General features: G+C 71.3%; 14 protein-coding genes. 9 read left to right on the forward strand and 5 right to left on the reverse strand.

Annotated features, from left to right (window positions below; translation table 11 throughout):
* Positions 1-3 precede the first annotated feature (3 nt).
* Together N8N77_RS11290 and N8N77_RS11295 are read right to left on the reverse strand one after the other, a co-directional pair.
* On the reverse strand, positions 4-1,452 hold the full coding sequence (locus N8N77_RS11290; RefSeq protein ID WP_261166965.1) for a dicarboxylate/amino acid:cation symporter: 1,449 nt from the start codon (positions 1,450-1,452) through the stop codon (positions 4-6).
* A 161-nt stretch (positions 1,453-1,613) separates the two neighbouring features.
* Positions 1,614-5,228, reverse strand: coding sequence for a phosphodiester glycosidase family protein (locus N8N77_RS11295; protein ID WP_261166966.1), 3,615 nt, complete (start codon positions 5,226-5,228; stop codon positions 1,614-1,616).
* A 276-nt stretch (positions 5,229-5,504) separates the two neighbouring features.
* Between N8N77_RS11295 and N8N77_RS11300 the strand changes: the two genes are divergently transcribed.
* A complete protein-coding gene (locus N8N77_RS11300) occupies positions 5,505-8,024 on the forward strand; it encodes an ATP-dependent Clp protease ATP-binding subunit (protein WP_261166967.1) in 2,520 nt (839 codons plus the stop codon).
* Between the two features lie 121 nt (positions 8,025-8,145).
* On the opposite strand, the gene N8N77_RS11305 is transcribed toward N8N77_RS11300, so the two are convergent.
* Positions 8,146-9,207, reverse strand: a complete 1,062-nt coding sequence (locus tag N8N77_RS11305) for a GNAT family N-acetyltransferase (protein ID WP_261166968.1) — start codon at positions 9,205-9,207, stop codon at positions 8,146-8,148.
* 98 nt (positions 9,208-9,305) lie between these two features.
* Here N8N77_RS11305 and N8N77_RS11310 point away from each other — a divergent pair, with 98 nt between their 5' ends.
* The 7 genes from N8N77_RS11310 (at position 9,306) to N8N77_RS11340 (ending at position 14,663) form a co-directional block, all read left to right on the forward strand.
* Complete coding sequence (locus tag N8N77_RS11310) at positions 9,306-9,806, forward strand: amino-acid N-acetyltransferase (protein ID WP_261166969.1); 501 nt, start codon at positions 9,306-9,308, stop codon at positions 9,804-9,806.
* A gap of 26 nt (positions 9,807-9,832) precedes the next feature.
* Positions 9,833-10,507, forward strand: a complete 675-nt coding sequence (locus N8N77_RS11315; protein WP_261166970.1) for a hypothetical protein — start codon at positions 9,833-9,835, stop codon at positions 10,505-10,507.
* 119 nt (positions 10,508-10,626) lie between these two features.
* Positions 10,627-11,508, forward strand: a complete 882-nt coding sequence (locus N8N77_RS11320; RefSeq protein ID WP_261166971.1) for a manganese catalase family protein — start codon at positions 10,627-10,629, stop codon at positions 11,506-11,508.
* A gap of 92 nt (positions 11,509-11,600) precedes the next feature.
* The gene (locus tag N8N77_RS11325; RefSeq protein WP_261166972.1) at positions 11,601-12,008 is read left to right on the forward strand and encodes an SseB family protein; all 408 of its coding nucleotides are present in this window, start codon (positions 11,601-11,603) and stop codon (positions 12,006-12,008) included.
* A 107-nt stretch (positions 12,009-12,115) separates the two neighbouring features.
* Entirely contained in the window at positions 12,116-13,120 is a 1,005-nt protein-coding gene (locus N8N77_RS11330; protein ID WP_261166973.1) for a methionine ABC transporter ATP-binding protein, read from the forward strand.
* The gene (locus N8N77_RS11335) at positions 13,117-13,788 is read left to right on the forward strand and encodes a methionine ABC transporter permease (RefSeq protein ID WP_261166974.1); all 672 of its coding nucleotides are present in this window, start codon (positions 13,117-13,119) and stop codon (positions 13,786-13,788) included. Before N8N77_RS11330 ends, N8N77_RS11335 begins: the two co-directional genes overlap by 4 nt.
* Before the next feature lie 32 nt (positions 13,789-13,820).
* Positions 13,821-14,663: a MetQ/NlpA family ABC transporter substrate-binding protein gene (locus N8N77_RS11340; protein WP_261166975.1), complete on the forward strand. Its 843-nt coding sequence runs from the start codon at positions 13,821-13,823 to the stop codon at positions 14,661-14,663.
* Between the two features lie 68 nt (positions 14,664-14,731).
* On the opposite strand, the gene radA is transcribed toward N8N77_RS11340, so the two are convergent.
* Together radA and N8N77_RS11350 are read right to left on the reverse strand one after the other, a co-directional pair.
* Positions 14,732-16,087: a DNA repair protein RadA gene (gene radA / locus N8N77_RS11345; protein WP_261166976.1), complete on the reverse strand. Its 1,356-nt coding sequence runs from the start codon at positions 16,085-16,087 to the stop codon at positions 14,732-14,734.
* Positions 16,088-16,130: 43 nt separating this feature from the next.
* Positions 16,131-17,087, reverse strand: a complete 957-nt coding sequence (locus N8N77_RS11350; protein WP_261166977.1) for a hypothetical protein — start codon at positions 17,085-17,087, stop codon at positions 16,131-16,133.
* 169 nt (positions 17,088-17,256) lie between these two features.
* On the opposite strand from N8N77_RS11350, the gene N8N77_RS11355 reads away from it, so the two are divergent.
* Positions 17,257-18,912, forward strand: coding sequence for a PHP domain-containing protein (locus N8N77_RS11355; protein WP_261166978.1), 1,656 nt, complete (start codon positions 17,257-17,259; stop codon positions 18,910-18,912).
* The last annotated feature ends 41 nt before the right edge of the window (positions 18,913-18,953 follow it).

Raw genomic sequence — 18,953 nt, forward strand, 5'->3', positions numbered from 1 at the left:
GGATCAGCGAGCCGTCGCGCTCCCCGCGCCCGCGGTCTCGGCCGCGGGCTCCTGCGCGTCGGTCGCCTCGGAGTCGGTGACCTTGTCGGCCTCCGCCTCATCCTCGTCAAGGAACGGCAGGCCCTCGCGCGGAGCGTCGTAGAGGTCCTGATCGAGAATGCCCTCGCGCTTGGCGACGATCGCCGGCACGAGCGCCTGGCCCGCGACGTTCACCGCGGTGCGGCCCATGTCGAGGATCGGGTCGATCGCCAGCAGCAGACCCACGCCCTCGAGCGGCAGCCCGAGCGTCGACAGGGTGAGCGTGAGCATCACGGTCGCGCCGGTCGTTCCGGCGGTCGCCGCGGAGCCCACGACCGAGACGACGACGATCAGCAGGTACTGGATGAACGACAGCTCGATGTCGAAGAACTGCGCGACGAAGATCGCGGCGATCGCGGGGTAGATGGCGGCGCAGCCGTCCATCTTCGTGGTCGAGCCGAACGGCACGGCGAACGACGCGTATTCGCGCGGCACCCCGAGGTTGCGTTCCGCCACGCGCTGCGTCAGCGGCAGCGTGCCCAGCGATGAGCGGCTGACGAATCCGAGCTGGATGGCCGGCCACGCCCCCGTGAAGTACTGCTTGATCGAGAGGCGGTGCGAGGCGAGCAGAACCGGGTAGACGACGAACAGCACGAGCGCGAGACCGATGTAGATCGCCAACGCGAACCACGCCAGCGACGTCAGCTTCTCCCAGCCGTACTCGACCACGGCGGCACCGATGAGGCCCAGGGTGCCGATAGGTGCGACACGGATGATCCACCACACCACGCGCTGGATGACCTTGAGCAGCGACTCGGTGAAGGCGAGGAACGGCTCCGCCTTCTTGCCCGCGCGCAGCGCGGCGATGCCGACGACGACCGAGACGACGATGATCTGCAGGATGTTGAACGAGGCGCTGCCGGTGAACGCCCCGGTCTCGGGGTCGACCGTGCCGGAGACGCCCAGGCCGAGGAAGTTCTGCGGCACGAGACCGATGAGGAAGTCCCACCACGAGCCGACGCGGCTCGGCTCTGCGGGGCCCTCGAGTCCCTCGCCCGCGCGGTTGCCGGGCTGGAGGGTCAGGCCGAGCACGATACCGATCGACACGGCGATGAACGCCGTGATGGCGAACCACAGCAGGGTCTGGCCGGCCAGGCGCGCGGCGTTCTGCACACGGCGGAGGTTGGAGATGCTCGCGACGATCGCCGTGAACACGAGCGGGACGACGGCGGCGCGCAGCAGGGTGACGTAGGAGCTGCCGATCGTGTCGAGCGTGCCCGAGAGGGCGTTCGGCTCATCCGCGGTCGCGCCGAGCTGGCGCGCGAGCAGGCCCAGCCCGATGCCGACGACGAGGGCGACGAGGATCTGGAAGCCGAAGGAGGCGTAGAAGGGTCGCTTCGTCCGCGTCCTCGGCGAGGTCGTGGTGGTGCTCATGGTTCTCCGTTTCGGGGGCTGCCTGGTGCCAGGCGAGTCAACGTTAAGAGTGCTCAGGTTGTTCCGAGCCCGTATGACGGAACGTTTCGAAACGGCCGATGCGCGAAAGAGGGCCGGAAGCGGTGTTCCGGCCCTCTTCGCCCGAGTAGGGACTCGGTGCTTCAGCGGGTGCGACGGCGGCGCGCCGCGGCGAGTCCCAGGGTGGTGGCCAGGCCCGCGATCAGGAGCAGGAGACCCGCGGCGATGATGCCCGGCTCGGCTCCCGTGGCGGCGAGACCGCGATCGGCGGCGGCGTCGCCCGGGTCGCCCGACCCCGGCCGCGGGGCGTCGCTGGAGCCATCGCCGTCACCGGCGCCGTCACCGGGGCCGGGGTCGGCGTCGTCCCCGTCGCCCGGCTGCTGCGGTGTTTCGGGCTCCTCACCGGGCTGTTCGGGAGTGCCGCCGGGCGCCGCCGGCACCGTCACGGACGCCGCGCGGGTGACGCCGTTGACCGTCAGCTCCACCGTGGCCGTGCCCGGGGCGACGGCGGTCAGCTCCCCCGTGGCGGGATTCAACCGCACGACCTGGGCGGAGGCCTCGAGCGCGCGCAGGGCGCCGTCGTCGACCACCACGCCCTCGCCGCCCCACCGGGCGGACATCGGCCATGCCACCGGCACCTCGCGCGTGCCGTCCTGCGACACGGTGCCCGACACCTGCGCCGTCCCGCCGATCGGCAGCGTCTCGGGCACGCCCGACAGCGTGAGCTCGTCCACGCGGGGGCGCACCTCCGCGCGCAGCCACGCCGTCCGGTCGACGACCGGCGCCGGCTCGGCACCGACGACGCCCCGGGCCGGGTCGATGCCGAGCATGGTCCAGCCGGTGAAGCCGCCCAGCTCCGCCGCCCCCGAGGGGCTCTTGCCCGAGTTGCCGTTGGTCAGATAGCTCACGCCCTCCGAGCTGCGGCCCGAGAAGTTGCCCACGTGCGCGTTCACCGCGGCGATGGACTTGCCGGTCTCCGCGCGGAACTCGGCGAAGGTGGCCTCCAGCTCGCGCGCCTCGACACGGTCGGAGAGCTGGCTGTGGTCGCCGACCAGGTGATCCTGCGTGGGGTGGTGGAAGAACACCGTCACCCCGGTGATGTCCGGGTCATCGGCCGCGTCGGCCAGCTGATCCTCGAGGAACTGCAGCTGGTCGATGGCGCCGCCGCGCTGCCCCAGCGAGCCGCTGGCCGAGTTCAGCGTGATGATCCGGGTGCCCTCGATGTCTCGCGCGGTGCGGGTATCACCGAAGGCCGCCTCGAAGTTGGCGATGTCGCCGCCCATCACCTCGTGGTTGCCGGGCACGTAGATGTACGGGACGGCGTCGCCGACCTCCTCGTCCAGGATCCGCCGCGCCAGGTCGAAGTCGGCGGGGCTGGCCTCGTCGACGAAGTCGCCGTTGATGACGAGCAGGTCGGGATCGGCGGCCACGACCTCCTGCAGGGTGCGGCGCGCGGCCGCGACGATCTCGCTGTCGGGATTGCGCGCGACGAACTGCGAGTCGCTGACCACCGCCACCCGCAGCGGGCTGTCGTCCGCCGTGCCATTGGTCATGATGAGCGGATCGAACACGGGTGTGGCCTGCGGCTGGTCCACCTCGGGGGCGTAGACGATGCCGAGCTCGGCGAACTGTAGCGAGCCCTGGTACTGCGCGGTCGAGCGCGTCTCCATGATGCGGATCCGCTCGAAGGCGAGCGGGTAGGCGATCCCGGCCGGCACCGTGAACTCCACCTTGCGCCAGCCCTCCCAGGTGATGGTGGGGCCGTCGAGATTCGTGGCGGCGGTCGCGCCGGCGGCACGCACCTGCAGGCGGGGCCACGCGCCCGTGCCGTCGCCGTTGATCCACAGGGTCACGGCACGGGGCTGGCCGGGCAGCTCGATCGGCTGGGGGGCGATCGCATACATTCCTCGCGTGCCCGTGCTGGTCGTGAAATCGTGCGTCATCGACAGCGCGTCCTGTCCGTCCGGGCCGGCAGCCGGAGCGGCGGCGAGCGTGCCGGTCGCGCGGGCGGTCTCCTGCCGCCAGGCGGCCGCGTCCGCGAAGTCGAGCACCACGTCCTCGGCGAGGCCGACGGTCACCGCGGCCTCGAAGCGGTGACCGGCCACGTCGACGCGCAGCGTCGTCGCGCCCGATTCCACCAGCGGACGGATCGTGAAGGCGTCGATGCCCGCGGGCTCGATCGACACCTCGGGGCCGGCGTCGATGCTCACGTCTGAGACCTCGACGGGGGCGGTGTGGCCGTCGCCGTCGTATCCGGTGACACGGAACGTCGTGCTCTCGTCCGGCTGGAGGAACGAGATGACGCGGGAGGAGCCTTCGATCCGGTCCAGCTCGCCCAGCACGCGCAGCGGCGCCGTGCCCGTGAGTCCGGACTCGCTCGTGAAGGCGAGCTCGTGGTTGCCGGGCGCCATGCCCGTGACGACGGCGGACGACGCCTCGGCCGAGCGCACCTCCAGCCCCGGTTCCGCGGAGAAGGAGCCCGTCACGCCGACGGGACCCAGGTTGGCGTCGAGGCCCGTGGCCGTGACGGAGCGGTCGAGGCCGGGGAACACGGCGTCGCCGCCGTCGACAGCGGGCGACACCTGCACCTCCGTGGCGGCCTCGGCGGGCGCGCTCGAGAAGAAGACGAGCGAGTTCGCCACGAGCCGCTCGCTGCCGTCCGACGGACGGTTCACGAGCTCCAGCTCCGCCGCCCCGGCGGGGCGCGCGAGCATGGTGGTCGACCCGCCGCCGTCCAGGTTCACCGCGTTGTACGCGCCGAGATCGAGCATGAGCTGGGCCAGCTCCTGGATCGTCTGCCCGCGACTGTCCGAGGCGCGGCCGTCGATCGCGACGATGTAGATCTCCGTGCCGTCGCGGTTGACGCCCACGGCCGTGCGGGCGGCCTCGACCTGCTCCGCGGTGCCCTTCTGCCCGTCGATGACGAGGCGCTGGCTGCCGCTGACGGCCAGGTCCACGTCGGCCGACGGGCCGACCTCGATGGTGACCGCGTCGCCCACCTGCAGGGCACCGATCGCGTCCGCCCCGGCCTCGCGCCCGAGCAGCACGTGGCCGCCGTCGGGAATCTCCGGAGCGCCCGCGCCCTGAGCGACCTCGGTGACGACGCCGTCGACGACGCTGGCTCGGGACACGCGCTGGGCGCCGCCCGCCGCATTGTTCAGCGTGTAGTCGCCCCACGCGGCGGTGTAGACGCCGATCCCGTCGGCCGGGATGGAGGGGGCGTTGAACGCGTTGATCGCGACGGGGCCGGCGGGGGTGGGGAGGGTGCCCCGCGCGGTGAGCTGCTGCACCGCCGCGAGGCCGTCGGCGATCGTGAACGCCTCGCGCGGCGAGGCCGATCCGGTGCGGATGCCCTCGCTCGTGACGTTCGTGCCGACCGGGGCGTTCGTCGCGTTCATGTCGAAGTAGTCGCCGTTCACGGCCGCGACCGCCCCGCTGCCGGCCACCTGGTCGCTCACGCGCGCAGGCGTGGTGATGCTGCCCGAGTCGACGACGTCGAGCGACAGCGTGGGCGTCGTGAGGTCGGCGACGAGGATGTCGCCCGTCACCCACCCGGCGCCCTCGAGCCGGGAGAACGCGACGTGGTCCAGCCCGGGGGCGATCCGCTGCGACTGCGCCTCGAGCAGGGAGGAGCCGCCGCCGGTCAGGTGGAGGCCGAGCGTGTCCTCCGCCGGCGCGGCGGAGGCCGCGGCGGGAGCGACGAGGAGGGGCGCGGTGAGCGCGACGGTGGCGAGCGCGATGAGTGGCTTCGTATGCATGCGGGAAGTGACGATCTCTTCTGGTCGGAGGGGACCGGCACACCGTAGGAGCGACGCGTGGCCGCGCGGCGACCGGCATCTGAACGGGAGGTGACGCCCCCGCCCCGACCCGCCCGCCGCCCGTCGTCCCGTTGCGGGTCGTCGGCACCCGGAACGCGCTATGCCCAGGGCGAACACGGGCGCCGCGGGGGCCATCCGTCGTTACGGTGGAATCCATGGCGCGAGGTGCGCTTCCTGCACCCCGCGTCCCGAAGGCCAAGTGCCCGGAGGAGTGACATGTTCGAGAGATTCACCGACCGTGCCCGTCGTGTGGTTGTGCTCGCCCAGGAAGAGGCGAAGATGCTCAACCACAACTACATCGGCACCGAGCACATCCTGCTCGGTCTCATCCACGAGGGCGAGGGCGTCGCCGCGAAGGCTCTCGAGTCCCTGGGCGTCTCGCTGGACGCCGTTCGCGAGCGCGTGCAGGACATCATCGGCCAGGGTCAGCAGCAGCCGACCGGCCACATCCCCTTCACGCCGCGGGCGAAGAAGGTGCTGGAGCTGTCGCTGCGTGAGGCGCTGCAGCTCGGCCACAACTACATCGGTACCGAGCACATCCTGCTCGGTCTCATCCGCGAGGGTGAGGGCGTCGCGGCGCAGGTGCTCGTGCAGCTCGGCGCCGACCTCAACAAGGTGCGCCAGCAGGTCATCCAGCTGCTCTCGGGTTACCAGGGCAAGGAGCCTGCCGCGGTGGGCGGCGGCGTCGAGCAGACGTCGCAGGGCCAGGGCGGGTCGCAGGTGCTCGACCAGTTCGGTCGCAACCTCACGCAGGCCGCGCGCGAGAACAAGCTCGACCCGGTCATCGGGCGCGAGAAGGAGATCGAGCGCGTGATGCAGATCCTCTCGCGCCGCTCCAAGAACAACCCGGTCCTGATCGGCGAGCCCGGTGTGGGCAAGACCGCCGTCGTGGAGGGTCTCGCGCAGGCGATCGTCAAGGGCGAGGTGCCCGAGACGCTCAAGGACAAGCAGCTGTACTCGCTCGACCTGGGATCGCTGATCGCCGGGTCGCGCTACCGCGGTGACTTCGAGGAGCGCCTGAAGAAGGTCACCAAGGAGATCCGCACCCGCGGCGACATCATCGTCTTCATCGACGAGATCCACACCCTGGTGGGAGCGGGCGCCGCCGAGGGCGCAATCGACGCCGCCTCGATTCTGAAGCCGCTGCTCGCCCGCGGCGAGCTGCAGACGATCGGCGCCACCACGCTCGACGAGTACCGCAAGCACTTCGAGAAGGACGCTGCGCTCGAGCGCCGCTTCCAGCCGATTCAGGTGAACGAGCCGTCACTGCCGCACGCCATCAACATCCTGAAGGGCCTGCGCGACCACTACGAGGCGTTCCACAAGGTGCAGATCACCGACGGCGCCATCGTGTCGGCGGCCAACCTCAGCGACCGCTACATCAGCGACCGCTTCCTGCCCGACAAGGCGATCGACCTGATCGACGAGGCCGGCGCTCGCCTGCGCCTGTCGATCCTGTCGAGCCCGCCCGAGCTGCGCGAGTTCGACGAGCGCATCGCGAAGGTGCGCGAGCAGAAGGAGGCCGCGAGCGAGGAGCAGGACTTCGAGAAGGCCGCCGCGCTGCGCGACGAGGAGAAGGCGCTGCTGGGCGAGCGCCTGCGCCTCGAGAAGCAGTGGCGCTCGGGCAACATCGAGTCGCGCGCGGTGGTCGACGAGGGTCTGATCGCCGAGGTGCTGGCCCAGGCCACGGGCATCCCGGTGTTCAAGCTCACCGAGGAGGAGACCAGCCGCCTCGTCTTCATGGAGAAGGCTCTGCACGAGCGGGTCATCGGACAGGAGGAGGCGATCGCCGCCCTCTCGAAGACGATCCGTCGCCAGCGTGCGGGCCTCAAGGACCCGAAGCGACCCTCGGGCTCGTTCATCTTCGCCGGCCCCACCGGTGTCGGAAAGACCGAGCTCGCCAAGGCGCTCGCCGAGTTCCTGTTCGACGACGAGGGCGCGCTGATCTCGCTCGACATGAGCGAGTTCGGCGAGAAGCACACCGTCTCGCGTCTGTTCGGTGCCCCTCCGGGGTTCGTCGGTTTCGAGGAGGGCGGCCAGCTCACCGAGAAGGTGCGCCGCAAGCCGTTCTCGGTCGTGCTGTTCGACGAGATCGAGAAGGCGCACCCGGACATCTTCAACTCGCTGCTGCAGATCCTCGAGGAGGGTCGCCTGACCGACGGTCAGGGCCGCGTGGTCGACTTCAAGAACACCGTGATCATCATGACGACGAACCTCGGTTCGTCGGCGATCGCCGGTGGCCCGGTCGGCTTCCAGATCGAGGGCGACTCGACCACGACGTACGAGCGGATGAAGGGCAAGGTGGACGAGGAGCTGAAGCGGCACTTCAAGCCCGAGTTCCTCAACCGCGTCGACGACATCATCGTGTTCCCGCAGCTGTCGAAGGAGGAGCTGGTCCAGATCGTGGATCTGTTCACCAAGCGCCTCAACGACCGTCTGCTGGACCGCGACATGACGATCGAGCTGTCGCGCGCCGCCAAGGAGCGCCTTATCGAGATCGGCTTCGACCCGGCGCTGGGCGCTCGCCCGCTGCGCCGCGCGATGCAGCACGAGATCGAGGATCAGCTCTCGGAGCGGATCCTCGCCGGCACCCTCGAGGCGGGCCACCACATCAAGGTGGACGTCGCGGACGGCCGGTTCACGTTCGAGAACGCCCCGCGCGGTGAGCGCGTGGCGGTCGGCGTGAACACCTCGGGCGGCATCTCCGGCACGCCGGACCTGGCGCTCGGCAGCTGATCCGACCTCACACCAGAAGGGCGGTCCCCTCGGGGGCCGCCCTTTTGCGTGTCCGGGGCACACACTCCCGGGTCGGGGCGCCGGCGCGGCTTGCGGTGGTGATGCCGTGGGCCGGCCGCGCTCAGCCCGCCACGCGCGCGTGCCAGTAGCGGTGGTGCTCCGTGAAGCCGAGCGCGGCCATGAGCGCGAGCGAGGCCTCGTTGCCCGCCTCGACCTGCACGAGCGCCGAGCGCACACCGCGGACGGCGGCACCGGCCGCCGCCGCGCGCACCAGCGCCCGCCCTGCGCCCCTGCGGCGAAAGGCGGGGGCGACGACGAGATCGGAGATCACGGCCCACTTCTGCGACATCGCCAGCCGGACGACGCCGACGAGCGAGGTGGATCCTTCCGCGTCGCGGGCGATCGCGGAGAAGAAGGTCCGCGACTCGGGGCCGCGCACCAGCGCCCGGTAGGCCTCGTACCCGGGCGACCCGACCGGGCGCCCCCATGCCTCGAAGTGCACGGCGTGCGGCTCCTCGTGCTCGACGATCTCGAGGCCCGCCGGTGCGGCCTCGACGGGTCGGCCGGCGTCCGCCGCGATCTCGCGGGCGGCGGCCGTCATCACGAGGGTGGGTTTCGAGGGCACCAGTCCGGCGTCGCGGAAGCGCCCCGCGATGGCCGCGCACGCGGGGGCCAGCTCTGTCGTGCCCGCAGACGAGTGGATGAGGAAGGCGGGCGGTTGGTCGCGCGCGGCGAACCACGCCGTGACGAGCTCGAGGGCGGCCTCCGGCGGCATGCCCGGATCGCTCAGGGGGAGGGCGGAGTTCGCCCGGTTGGTGACGCCACCGTTCGCGCGCAGCAGCCAGCCCGCCTGCACGGCGGCCGGTTCGTCGCGCTCCTCGGCCCGCAGATTGTCGGCATGCAGCCACGCCGAGTCCTCCGGCAGCCAGGTGTTCGCGGCGATCCGCTGCAGGTCCTCCGCCGACACGATCCGGTGCAGCGCGCCAGGACGCGTGGGCGCGGGTGGCAGCTCGTGAACGAGCAGGATCGCGCCCCGGGGGATCGTCACCCGGCCGCGCTTGGTCTCCACCGAGACGTCGCGCTCGGTCACCGCGACGACAGACCCGACGGCGTCCGTGGGCGATCCGTCATCCGTGTATCGGATGACCACCCTGTGGCCGGGCTGCGGTTCCGTGGGTGACATGTGACCTCTCGACGGCGTGGGCGTACCCGAGGACTCTATCCGGGGCGTCGTCGCCGGCCCCGCAGGCGGGGTCGAGCATCGGGTTCTACGCTGGACGGATGACCGAGTTCCTGGTGCGCCCGGCCCGCACGGCCGACATCGTGCCGATCCGCGACCTGCTCGAGCCGTACGTGCAGCGCCGGATCCTGCTCGGCAAGGATCTCGTGGTCCTGTACGAGGCGACGCAGGAGTTCGTCGTCGCCGAGGCGGCGGGAGAGATCATCGGCTGCGGCGCCCTGCACGTGATCTGGGAAGACCTGGCAGAGGTGCGCACCCTGCTCGTGCGCGATGACTGGCTGCACCACGGTATCGGGCGCGCGATCGTCGACCGTCTGGAGGACAATGCTCGCGCTCTCGGGGTGACGCGCCTGTTCTGCCTCACGTTCGAGGTCGACTTCTTCTCGCGTCGCGGCTTCACGCCGATCGGCGAGCAGATCGTCGACCCGGACGTGTACTCGCAGCTCGTGCGCAGCCCCGACGAGGGCGTCGCCGAGTTCCTCGATCTGGCGCATGTGAAGCCGAACACGCTCGGCAACACCCGCATGCTCAAGCGGCTCTGAGCCGCCTCGCCGCCTACCCTGAAGACGTGAGCGCGCGACGTCATTCCCCCGCCGTCTACCGGCGTCGGCGGATCGTGGCGCTCCTGCTCGCCCTCATCGTCGTGGGCGGCATCACCGCGGGCATCGTGTGGGCGGTCACGGCGCAACCGTGGCGGATGGTCGGTGCGCTCTTCTCCGAGCCCGAGCCGTCGGCGCCGACGAGCACGCCGCTACCGACCGGCGAGGCGACGCCCGCCCCCTCCGGATCGCAGACGCCGGAGCCGGAGCCGGAGCCGACCGAGGCAACCGGACCGCAGGTGTGCGACCCGAACGCGATCCAGGTGGAGGCGCTCACCGATAAGGACGTGTACGCCGCGGATGAGCAGCCACGCCTCTCGATTCGCCTGGTGAACACCGGCGACGTGGAGTGCACGTTCAACGTGGGCACGTCGCAGCAGCGCTTCACCATCACCAGCGGCGACGACACCTGGTGGCGCTCCACCGACTGCCAGCGCGACCCGATCGACATGATCGTGACGCTGGCCGCAGGCCAGGAGGTGACGAGCGCCGAGCCCGTGGTGTGGGATCGCACCCGCTCGGCCGTCGACACGTGCGACTCGGACAGGCGGCCGGTCGCCCCCGGCGGGGGATCGTCGTACCACCTGAAGGTCGAGATCGGCGGCATCGCGTCGCCCTCGTCGCGCCAGTTCATTCTGGGCTGAGCGCGCCCTGCGCATTGTCGCAGACGTCTCCACGACCGGCCACCCCCGTGCGTGCCCCGATATCGGAGCGTTGACTGGCCGCACCATCAACCGGTTCGAACTCGCGGGAGGCACCACGCATGTTTTTCCATAGGCAGGAGCTGCAGCACTCGGTCAAGCCGGACGCGCCCGACGCGGTCTACGCCCGCAAGCTGCAGGAGGTGCTCGGCGGCCAATACGGCGAGATCACCATCGCGATGCAGTACCAGTTCCAGGCCTGGAACTCCCACATCCCCGGCAAGTACCGCGACCTGCTCTTCGGGATCGGTGCCGAGGAGATGGGTCACGTCGAGATGCTGGCGGTGATGATCGCGCAGCTGCTGGAGAAGTCGCCACTGGGCATCACCGAGGAGGCCGTGCAGAGCGATCCGACCGTCGCCGCGGTCATCGGCGGCACCGACGTGCAGCACGCGATCGTCGCGGGCGCCGGCGCTCGCCCCGTCGACAGCAACGGCAACCCGTGGCAGGGCAGCTACATCACGGCCAGCGGCAACCTGCTCGCCGACTTCACGGCCAACGCCAACGGCGAGATGCAGGGCCGCCTCCAGGCGGCGCGGCTGTACCACATGACCAACGATTCGGGCGTGCGCGACCTGCTGGCCTTCCTCATCGCGCGCGACACGATGCACCAGAACCAGTGGCTCGCCGCGATCGAGGATCTCAAGGAGAACGGCGTGGAGGAGCTGCCGGTGCCGAGCAACTTCCCGATCGACAAGGAGCACCGCGAGGTGTCGTACCAGTACCTGAACTTCAGCGACGGCGCCGCCGCCGCCGAGGGCCGCTGGGCGTCCGGTCCGACGCCGGACGGCAAGGGCGAGTTCACGTACCACGACGGCCCCACGACGAGCTCGCCGATGCCGCCGCCCACCCACCCCGACTCCCGGTTCTACGGCACCACCGAGCTGCCGAACCCCGTGGAGAAGATCGCCGGACGGGCACAGGACGCCATGAACATGGAATGATCTCGTCCCACTCGACGACCGGCCCCGCGGTGCATCCACCTGCGGGGCCGGTTCTCTGTGTCCGGCCCGGAGCGCCCGCATAGGCTGAAAGCATGGCCAAGAAGCGCAAGCCCCCGAAGCTGACCGAGCAGGACGTGCGCTCGGAGGCGCTCGCGCAGGCGCTCGAGAAGCAGGACATGGCCGCCGTCGCCCTGGCCCTGCGCAACGGCAACACGATCGTCCCGCTGCTCAAGCCCGGTCCCCGCGACAACCCGCTCGATGGCGGCGAGGTGTGGACCTTCCGCGACCCGGCCACGGGAGACGTGGCCCTGCTGCTGTTCAGCGACGCACGCCACAAACCGGCCAACCTGCCGCCGGCCTTCGGGGTCTACTCGCCGCAGTGGCTGCGCACGTTCCTCGCGGCGCACGCTGACGAGATCACGACCGTGTTCCTCGACATCGCGGGACCTCATCCCATGCAGGCCGATCCCTCGGAGCTCCTTCGCGCTCTCGACCTCTGACGCCGTCGCGCGACGCACGGCGTCATACGACGTCGTCTCGCCTCGGCGCTCAGGCGCCGAAGGTGAGAATGGTGGGCGGCCCCGACGGAGGGCCCGAGGAGCACCACATGATCGAACTGCGCGGGGTGAGCAAGGTCTACCCCGGAGGCGTAACCGCATTGGACGGCGTCGATCTCACGATCGACAGGGGCGAGATCCACGGGATCGTCGGCCGCTCCGGTGCCGGCAAGTCCACCCTGATCCGCTGCCTCACCGGCCTCGACCCGGCCACGAGCGGCAAGATCACCATCGACGGGACGGACCTGTCGTCCGCCCGTGGCGCGGCGCTGCGGAAGGCGCGCAGGAAGATCGGCATGGTCTTCCAGCACGTGAACCTGCTGGACTCCCGCACCGCCGAACAGAACATCGCTCACCCGCTCGAGGTCGCGGGCGTCACGGGGGCCGAGCGTCGGCGCCGTGTGGCCGAGCTGCTGGATCTGGTCGGCCTCACCGAGCGCCGTGGCAGCTACCCCTCTCAGCTTTCCGGCGGGCAGAAGCAGCGGGTCGGCATCGCGCGGGCGCTCGCGGCCGAGCCCGCGGTGCTGCTCTGTGACGAGCCGACGTCGGCGCTGGACGCGGCCACCACCCGCCAGATCCTCTCCCTCATCCGCAGCCTGCGCGACCGACTCGGCATCACGGTCGTCATCATCACGCACGAGATGAGCGTCGTGCGCGAGGTGTGTGATTCGGTCTCGCTCCTCGCCGACGGCCGCATCGCACGCAGCGGTCCCCTGCTGGAGGTGATCGGCGACACCGCCTCGCCGCTGTCGAAGGAGCTCATCCCGCTCCCGCCCGTGCACCTCGGCGAGGACGGCGCGATCATCGAGGCCCTCCTCGCCACCGAGGGCGGTCCCGATCTCGCCGGACTCTTCCGAATCCTGGGTGAGGCGGGAGCCACGGCCGAGATCACCGCGGGCACCGTCGAGACGATCCACGGCCGCCAGGTGGGGCGCATCCACTTCGCTCCGTCCAGCCCGCAGGAGGCGGAGCGGATGCTCGCGGCGCTCCGGAGCGCGGGCGTGCATGCCGAGCTCACCAGCGCGCAGGCGCGCGGAGAGGGGGACGAGCAGTGAGCGACCTGTTCTGGAACAACCCCATCTTCCACGACCGGCTGTGGGAGGCGACCGGCGAGACGCTGCTCATGATGGTGTTCACCACGCTGGCGGTCGCCGCGCTGGGCCTCCCGCTCGGCATCCTGCTGCACAGCGTCAGCCCGAAGGGCCTCACTCCGCAGCCGGCTGTCTACCGCGTGCTGAGCCTCATCGTCGACTTCGGCCGATCCATCCCGTTCATCATCCTGATGATCGCGCTGATCCCGTTCACCCGCTTCGTCGTCGGCAGCGCGCTCGGGTGGCAGGCGACCGTCGTGCCGCTCGCGGTCGGTGCGATCCCGTTCTTCGCGCGCATGGTTCAGAACGCGCTGCGCGAGGTGGACGGCGGCAAGATCGAGGCCGTGCAGATGATGGGCGCATCGCGACGTCACATTACGTATCACGTTCTGGTGCGCGAGGCCCTCCCCGGTATCGTCGGAGCCCTCACCGTCACAACCGTGACACTGATCAGCTACACCGCGATGGCCGGGACGATCGGCGGCGGCGGCCTCGGGGCGCTCGCCATCGACTACGGCTACCGCCGGTGGCAGGGCGACACGATGGTCGCCTGCATCGTGCTGCTCGTCGCCCTCGTGGCGATCGTGCAGTGGGTCGGGGACACCGTCGTGAAGAGGATCGACCACCGCTGATCGGATCAGGCACCACCAGAAAGCGCACAGTCATGCGACGCATCGCGACCGTCACCGCCGCCACGGCGGCCAGCATCCTTCTCCTCGCCGGCTGCGGCGCCGGCGGATCCGACGCGGAGATCGCCGCACCCGACGAGGAGGGGATCACCACCCTCACCGTGGGCGTCTCGCCCGTGCCGCACGGCACCATCCTGGAGTTCGTGGACGGGAATCTCGCCGAGGAGGCGGGGCTCGACCTCGAGATCGTCAGCTACGACGACTACGCGCTTCCGAACCGCGCGCTCGCCGACGGCGAGCTCGACGCGAACTACTTCCAGCACCTGCCGTACTTCGAGTTCGAGACGGAGGGGCAGGGCTACGACCTCGAGCACTTCCCCGGCGTGCACATCGAGCCGTTCGCGCTGTACTCGAACGAGTATGACGACGTCGCCGACCTGCCGGACGGTGCCCGCATCGGCATCAACAACGACCCGTCGAACCAGGGGCGGGCCCTCGACCTGCTCGCGCAGGCGGGTCTGATCACCCTCTCGGATGACGTCGAGGTCGTCGCGGCCACGGTCGGTGACATCGCTGAGAACCCGAAGAACTTCGAGTTCGTCGAGGCGGATGCCGCGTCGCTTGCCCGCACTCTGGAGGACGTCGACGCGTCGGTCATCAACGGCAACTACGCCATCGAGGCGGGGCTGTCTCCGACCGAGGACGGCATTCTCGTCGAGTCGGGTGAGGACAACCCCTACGCCAACTTCCTCGCCGTGCGCGCGGGCGACGAGACGAACGAGGCGATCGTGAAGCTGGACGAGCTGCTCCGCTCGGAGGAGGTTCGCCAGTTCATCGAGGAGACCTGGGCGGACGGCGCGGTCATCCCCGCCTTCTGACCCGTCGCGCTCTCAGCCGCCGGCGCCGCCCGTCACCGTCCACCGGATCGGTGACGGGCGGCGTCGTTTCAGAATGTCGGCACGTCGTCGAGCGCCGACGGGGCGTGCGCGCGGATGTGCTCGAGCGCCGTGCGCAGCCGCTTGGCGCCGTCATCGACGACCTGCCGGTAGCCGAGCCGTGCCGCCTCCGTACGACGCTGTGCGGCCTGCGTCACCGGTCGCACCTCGCCGGCGAGGCTGAGCTCGCCGATCGCGGCGATCTGGCGGGCCACCTTGAAGCCGCGCACCGAGCCGGCCACCGCCACCGCGATCGCCAGATCCGCCGCGGGCTCCGTGAAGCGCACGCCGCCCACGGTGGAGACGTACACGTCCTGGTCGCTCGTCTTGATGCCCGCCCTGCGCTCGAGCACCGCCAGCACCATGGCCACGCGAGACGCATCCACGCCGTGGACGATGCGGCGAGGGTTCGGCGCGCTGGTGGGGATGGTGAGCGCCTGCACCTCCACCGGCAGGGCACGGCGTCCCTCCAGCGCGATCGCGACGCACGTGCCGGGCTCGGGTGATCCCTGCGACAGGAACAGGCCGCTCGGGTCGGGCACCTCGGCGATGCCGTCGCCGGTCATCTCGAAGCAGCCCACCTCGTCGGTCGGGCCGAAGCGGTTCTTCAGCGCCCGCACGAAGCGCAGCGCGGTCTGGCGGTCGCCCTCGAACTGGCACACGACGTCCACGAGGTGCTCGAGCAGCCGCGGCCCGGCGACCTGCCCGTCCTTCGTGACGTGCCCGACGAGGATGATCGGCAGGTCCCGATCCTTGGCGATGCGGATCAGCGTCGCGGCGACCTCGCGCACCTGGCCCGGCATGCCCGCCGCCCCGTCCGAGAGCGCGGACGAGACCGTCTGCACGGAGTCCACGATGACGAGCTCCGGCTGCACGGAGTCGATATGCCCGAGGATCGTCGCCAGATCGGTCTCGCTCGCCAGGTACAGCTCGTCGTGCAGCGCGCCCGTGCGCTCGGCGCGCAGCCTCACCTGCGCCGGCGACTCCTCGGCACTGACGTAGAGCACGCGCCGGCCCTCGTTCGCCGCCCGTGCCGCCACCTCGAGCAGCAGCGTCGACTTGCCCACGCCCGGTTCGCCCGAGAGCAGAATCGCGGCGCCCGGCACGACGCCGCCGCCCAGTACGCGATCGAATTCGCCGATGCCGCTCGGTCGGCGAGGCGCTTCCCGCGTCTCGATCCGCGTGATCGGCGTGGCGGCGGCCGTCGGGATCATCGACTCCACGCGCCGCGTGAGGCCCTGCGGCTGTGCCGCCTCGACGACCGTGCCCCACTGCTGGCACTCGCCGCAGCGGCCGACCCACTTCGCCGTCGTCCAGCCGCACTCCGTGCACCGGAACGGGGCGGGGGCGGGTCGCTTCGAGGCCATGTCTCCAGCGTAGGCGGGGGCTCCGACGCCGGGCCGCCGCCCGTCAGCGGCGCGCGAGCGCGCGCCGTCGGAGCGCGAGCACCGACCCGCCGATCGCCGCCAGCGCAACGCCCGTCCCCGCCATCCACGCGATGACCGCCTGACCGCTGCCGGTGGCCGCCAGGTCGGCGTCCCGCGGTCCCGCGGCGGGCGGGGCGGAGTCCTCCGTCGGGGCGGGGCTCGGAGCGGCGGTGCTGGGCGCCTCCGCGGCCGCAACCTCCAGTTGCAGCGCCTGGCCCTCGGCGTTCTCCCACAGTGCCGGGTCGTCCGACACGAACGAGACGCTCAGGCTCACCGTGCCCGCGGCGGCCAGAGGGTAGGCGAACTGCGCGCGGCCCTCGCTGACCTCCGCCTGCAACGCCGTACCTGCGCCGTCGTCGATCGTGACGGTGCCCCGGGCGTCGCCGGGAGCCACCGTCGCGACGAGGTGCGCCTGCCCGCCGACGCGCAGCGCCGCGTCGTCCGTGCGCGTAAGCGTCACCGTTGTCGCCGCGGCGGGCGCGGGCGTCACCCGGTACCGGACCCCGTCGATGCGGGTGAGGTCCACGCTGAACACCGCGCCGGTGGGCACGGGCACGCCCTGCTGGACGTCGACGCACTCGAGCGTCAACGCGAACGCATCGGCGTCGGTCGCGTCGGCGAGGGGCAGCTCGGGCTCGACCGTGGGCGGTGTCGCGGCATCCGCCAGCGGCTGCACGGAACTGATGACGACTCGTCCGTCGGCCTCCACCACGAGGCGCGCGGCATCCGCCCCCGCGGGGCATGCCTCGGCAGCCGTCGCGGACGCGAACGACGGGTGTGCCGCGGCGTCGACGACGCTGAGCGAGGCGCCGGCATCGTCGCGCAGGACGAGCGGCGGCGTCGCGACGGCGGCGGATGCCGGCGCCGCCCCGGAGACGACGGCGGCCGAGACCACCGCGGACGCGAGCAGGGCGGACACGGCGAGGGAGCGGAGGGACACGGGAGCCTTTCGGAGCGATGGAATCGGGCGGAGCCAGGTCTATCCGCGGGATGGGGACGACAGATGGCCGGGAGGTTAACGGTCGTTCATCGCCCGGTCGCCTCGGTGTCATGTGCCGTACCTACGGTCGCTGTGCCCTGCCGGGCGCCCCCCGACGAAAGGAATCTCCGTGAAGGCTCCCCTGCCACGTTGGGCCGACCCCTCGGTCCCCGCATCGCTGCTCGGACGGCGCGAGCTTTCGCGGCGGGCCCTGCTCGGCGCTCTGGGAGCCGGTGCGGGCATTGCCGCGCTGGGGGCGGCGCCTGCCTCGGCGGCGATGCCCGCGCGGGCGGCGGCGGACGCGCCGTCTTACATCTGGCTGGTCGGCGACCACCACGCGCACACGGTGTACAGCAGCGATGCCAAGTACACCCTCAGCCAGGTGACCGAGCGGGCGCAGCACTTCGGGGTGGATTGGATCGCCTTCACCGAGCACAGCAACGTCGGTCACGCCGACGGTGGCGGCGCGCTCGCCCAGCGCCGCGAGATCCTCGCCGCCCGCGCGGACAACCCTCGCATGATGGTCTTCCAGGGCCTCGAGTGGTACATCCCCGCTGCGGAGCACGGCACCGTCATGGTGGCTCCCGGCCCCAACGAGGCCCGCCTGCTGCGGTCGTTCGAGCTGGCATACGACGGGAACCTCCTCGGGTACACACAGGGCGCCGAGGGGCACGCGGACACGGCGCGCAACGAGGAGCACGCGCGGGAGGCGCTGCGCTGGCTCGCGCGTCGCAAGGCCGAGGGCTTCGTCGACGACGTCCTCGTCTTCGCGAACCACCCGGCGCGTCTCGGCATCGACTCCCCTGCGGAGCTGCGGGGATGGCGCGATGCCGCCGACGGCATCATGGTGGGCATGGAGGGCGCCCCCGGGGCGCAGGCGGCGGCCCTTCCGGGCTGGCGGGCGAACGGCATCCGCGGAGAATACGAGAACGCGCGGCGCGCCGACTCCTGGTCCGGCTACCCGGACGAGGCCTGGGTCACCTACGGCGGCTTCGACTGGATGACGGCGACGGTCGGCGGCATGTGGGACGCGATGCTTGCCGAGGGCCGGGGGTGGTGGATCACCTCGAACTCCGACGTGCATCGTGCGGCATGGGACCGGCACGCCAACGGCACCTTCCCGCAGGGCGTGGACTTCGCCGGTGCGGGCCGCCTGCCCGACCCCGTGCTCACCGAGGACTACCAGCCGGGCAGCGACTTCTGGCCCGGAGAGTTCTCGCGCACCCATGTGGGTGTCACGTCGATCGACTACCTCTCGGTCATGGACGCGCTGCGGGCCGGCCGGGTGTGGGTCGATCACGGCCAGCTCGTGGGGGCGCTCGACGTGCGCCTGCGGGACGAGGCCGGAACCGCCTCGGCCACGCTCGGGGAGCGCCTGACCGTGCCGCGGGGGTCGCGCCTCGTTCTCGAGGTCACGATCACGGCGCAGACGCTGCCGAACTCCACCGGCGCCGTGCCTGCTCTGGCGCACGTGGACGTCATCCGCGGCGCCGTGACGGGGGCCGCTCCCGATCCGACATCGTGGCGCGCTCCGGACACGCGAGTGGTCGAGAGCGTCGACGTGTCGGGCCGCGAGGGGACGTTCACGCTGATCGTCCCGCTCGTCGCCGACGCGTCTTGCTACGTGCGTCTGCGCGGCAGCGACGGCAAGCAGCGGGGAGTGGGGTTGCTCGGCGCCGAGATCGACCCGGCCGGCCCGATCTCGCGCCCCCGTGGCGACGGAGGGTCGCCGTGGGACGACCTGTGGTTCTACGCCAACCCCATCTTCGTCGACGTCACCGGGTGAGCTGAGGCGGTGTGCCCGCCGATCCACCCGAGGCCCACGCC

The sequence above is a fragment of the Microbacterium sp. Marseille-Q6965 genome (genome assembly GCF_946151065.1).
Lineage (GTDB): Bacteria > Actinomycetota > Actinomycetes > Actinomycetales > Microbacteriaceae > Microbacterium.

Coding starts and splice junctions, on each gene's coding strand:
- N8N77_RS11340 (WP_261166975.1), top strand. CDS start 13,821: ATGCGACGCATCGCGACCGTCACCGCCGCCACGGCGGCCAGCATCCTT.
- N8N77_RS11330 (WP_261166973.1), top strand. CDS start 12,116: ATGATCGAACTGCGCGGGGTGAGCAAGGTCTACCCCGGAGGCGTAACC.
- N8N77_RS11325 (WP_261166972.1), top strand. CDS start 11,601: ATGGCCAAGAAGCGCAAGCCCCCGAAGCTGACCGAGCAGGACGTGCGC.
- N8N77_RS11295 (WP_261166966.1), bottom strand. CDS start 5,228: ATGCATACGAAGCCACTCATCGCGCTCGCCACCGTCGCGCTCACCGCG.
- N8N77_RS11300 (WP_261166967.1), top strand. CDS start 5,505: ATGTTCGAGAGATTCACCGACCGTGCCCGTCGTGTGGTTGTGCTCGCC.
- N8N77_RS11310 (WP_261166969.1), top strand. CDS start 9,306: ATGACCGAGTTCCTGGTGCGCCCGGCCCGCACGGCCGACATCGTGCCG.
- N8N77_RS11320 (WP_261166971.1), top strand. CDS start 10,627: ATGTTTTTCCATAGGCAGGAGCTGCAGCACTCGGTCAAGCCGGACGCG.
- N8N77_RS11305 (WP_261166968.1), bottom strand. CDS start 9,207: ATGTCACCCACGGAACCGCAGCCCGGCCACAGGGTGGTCATCCGATAC.
- radA (WP_261166976.1), bottom strand. CDS start 16,087: ATGGCCTCGAAGCGACCCGCCCCCGCCCCGTTCCGGTGCACGGAGTGC.
- N8N77_RS11290 (WP_261166965.1), bottom strand. CDS start 1,452: ATGAGCACCACCACGACCTCGCCGAGGACGCGGACGAAGCGACCCTTC.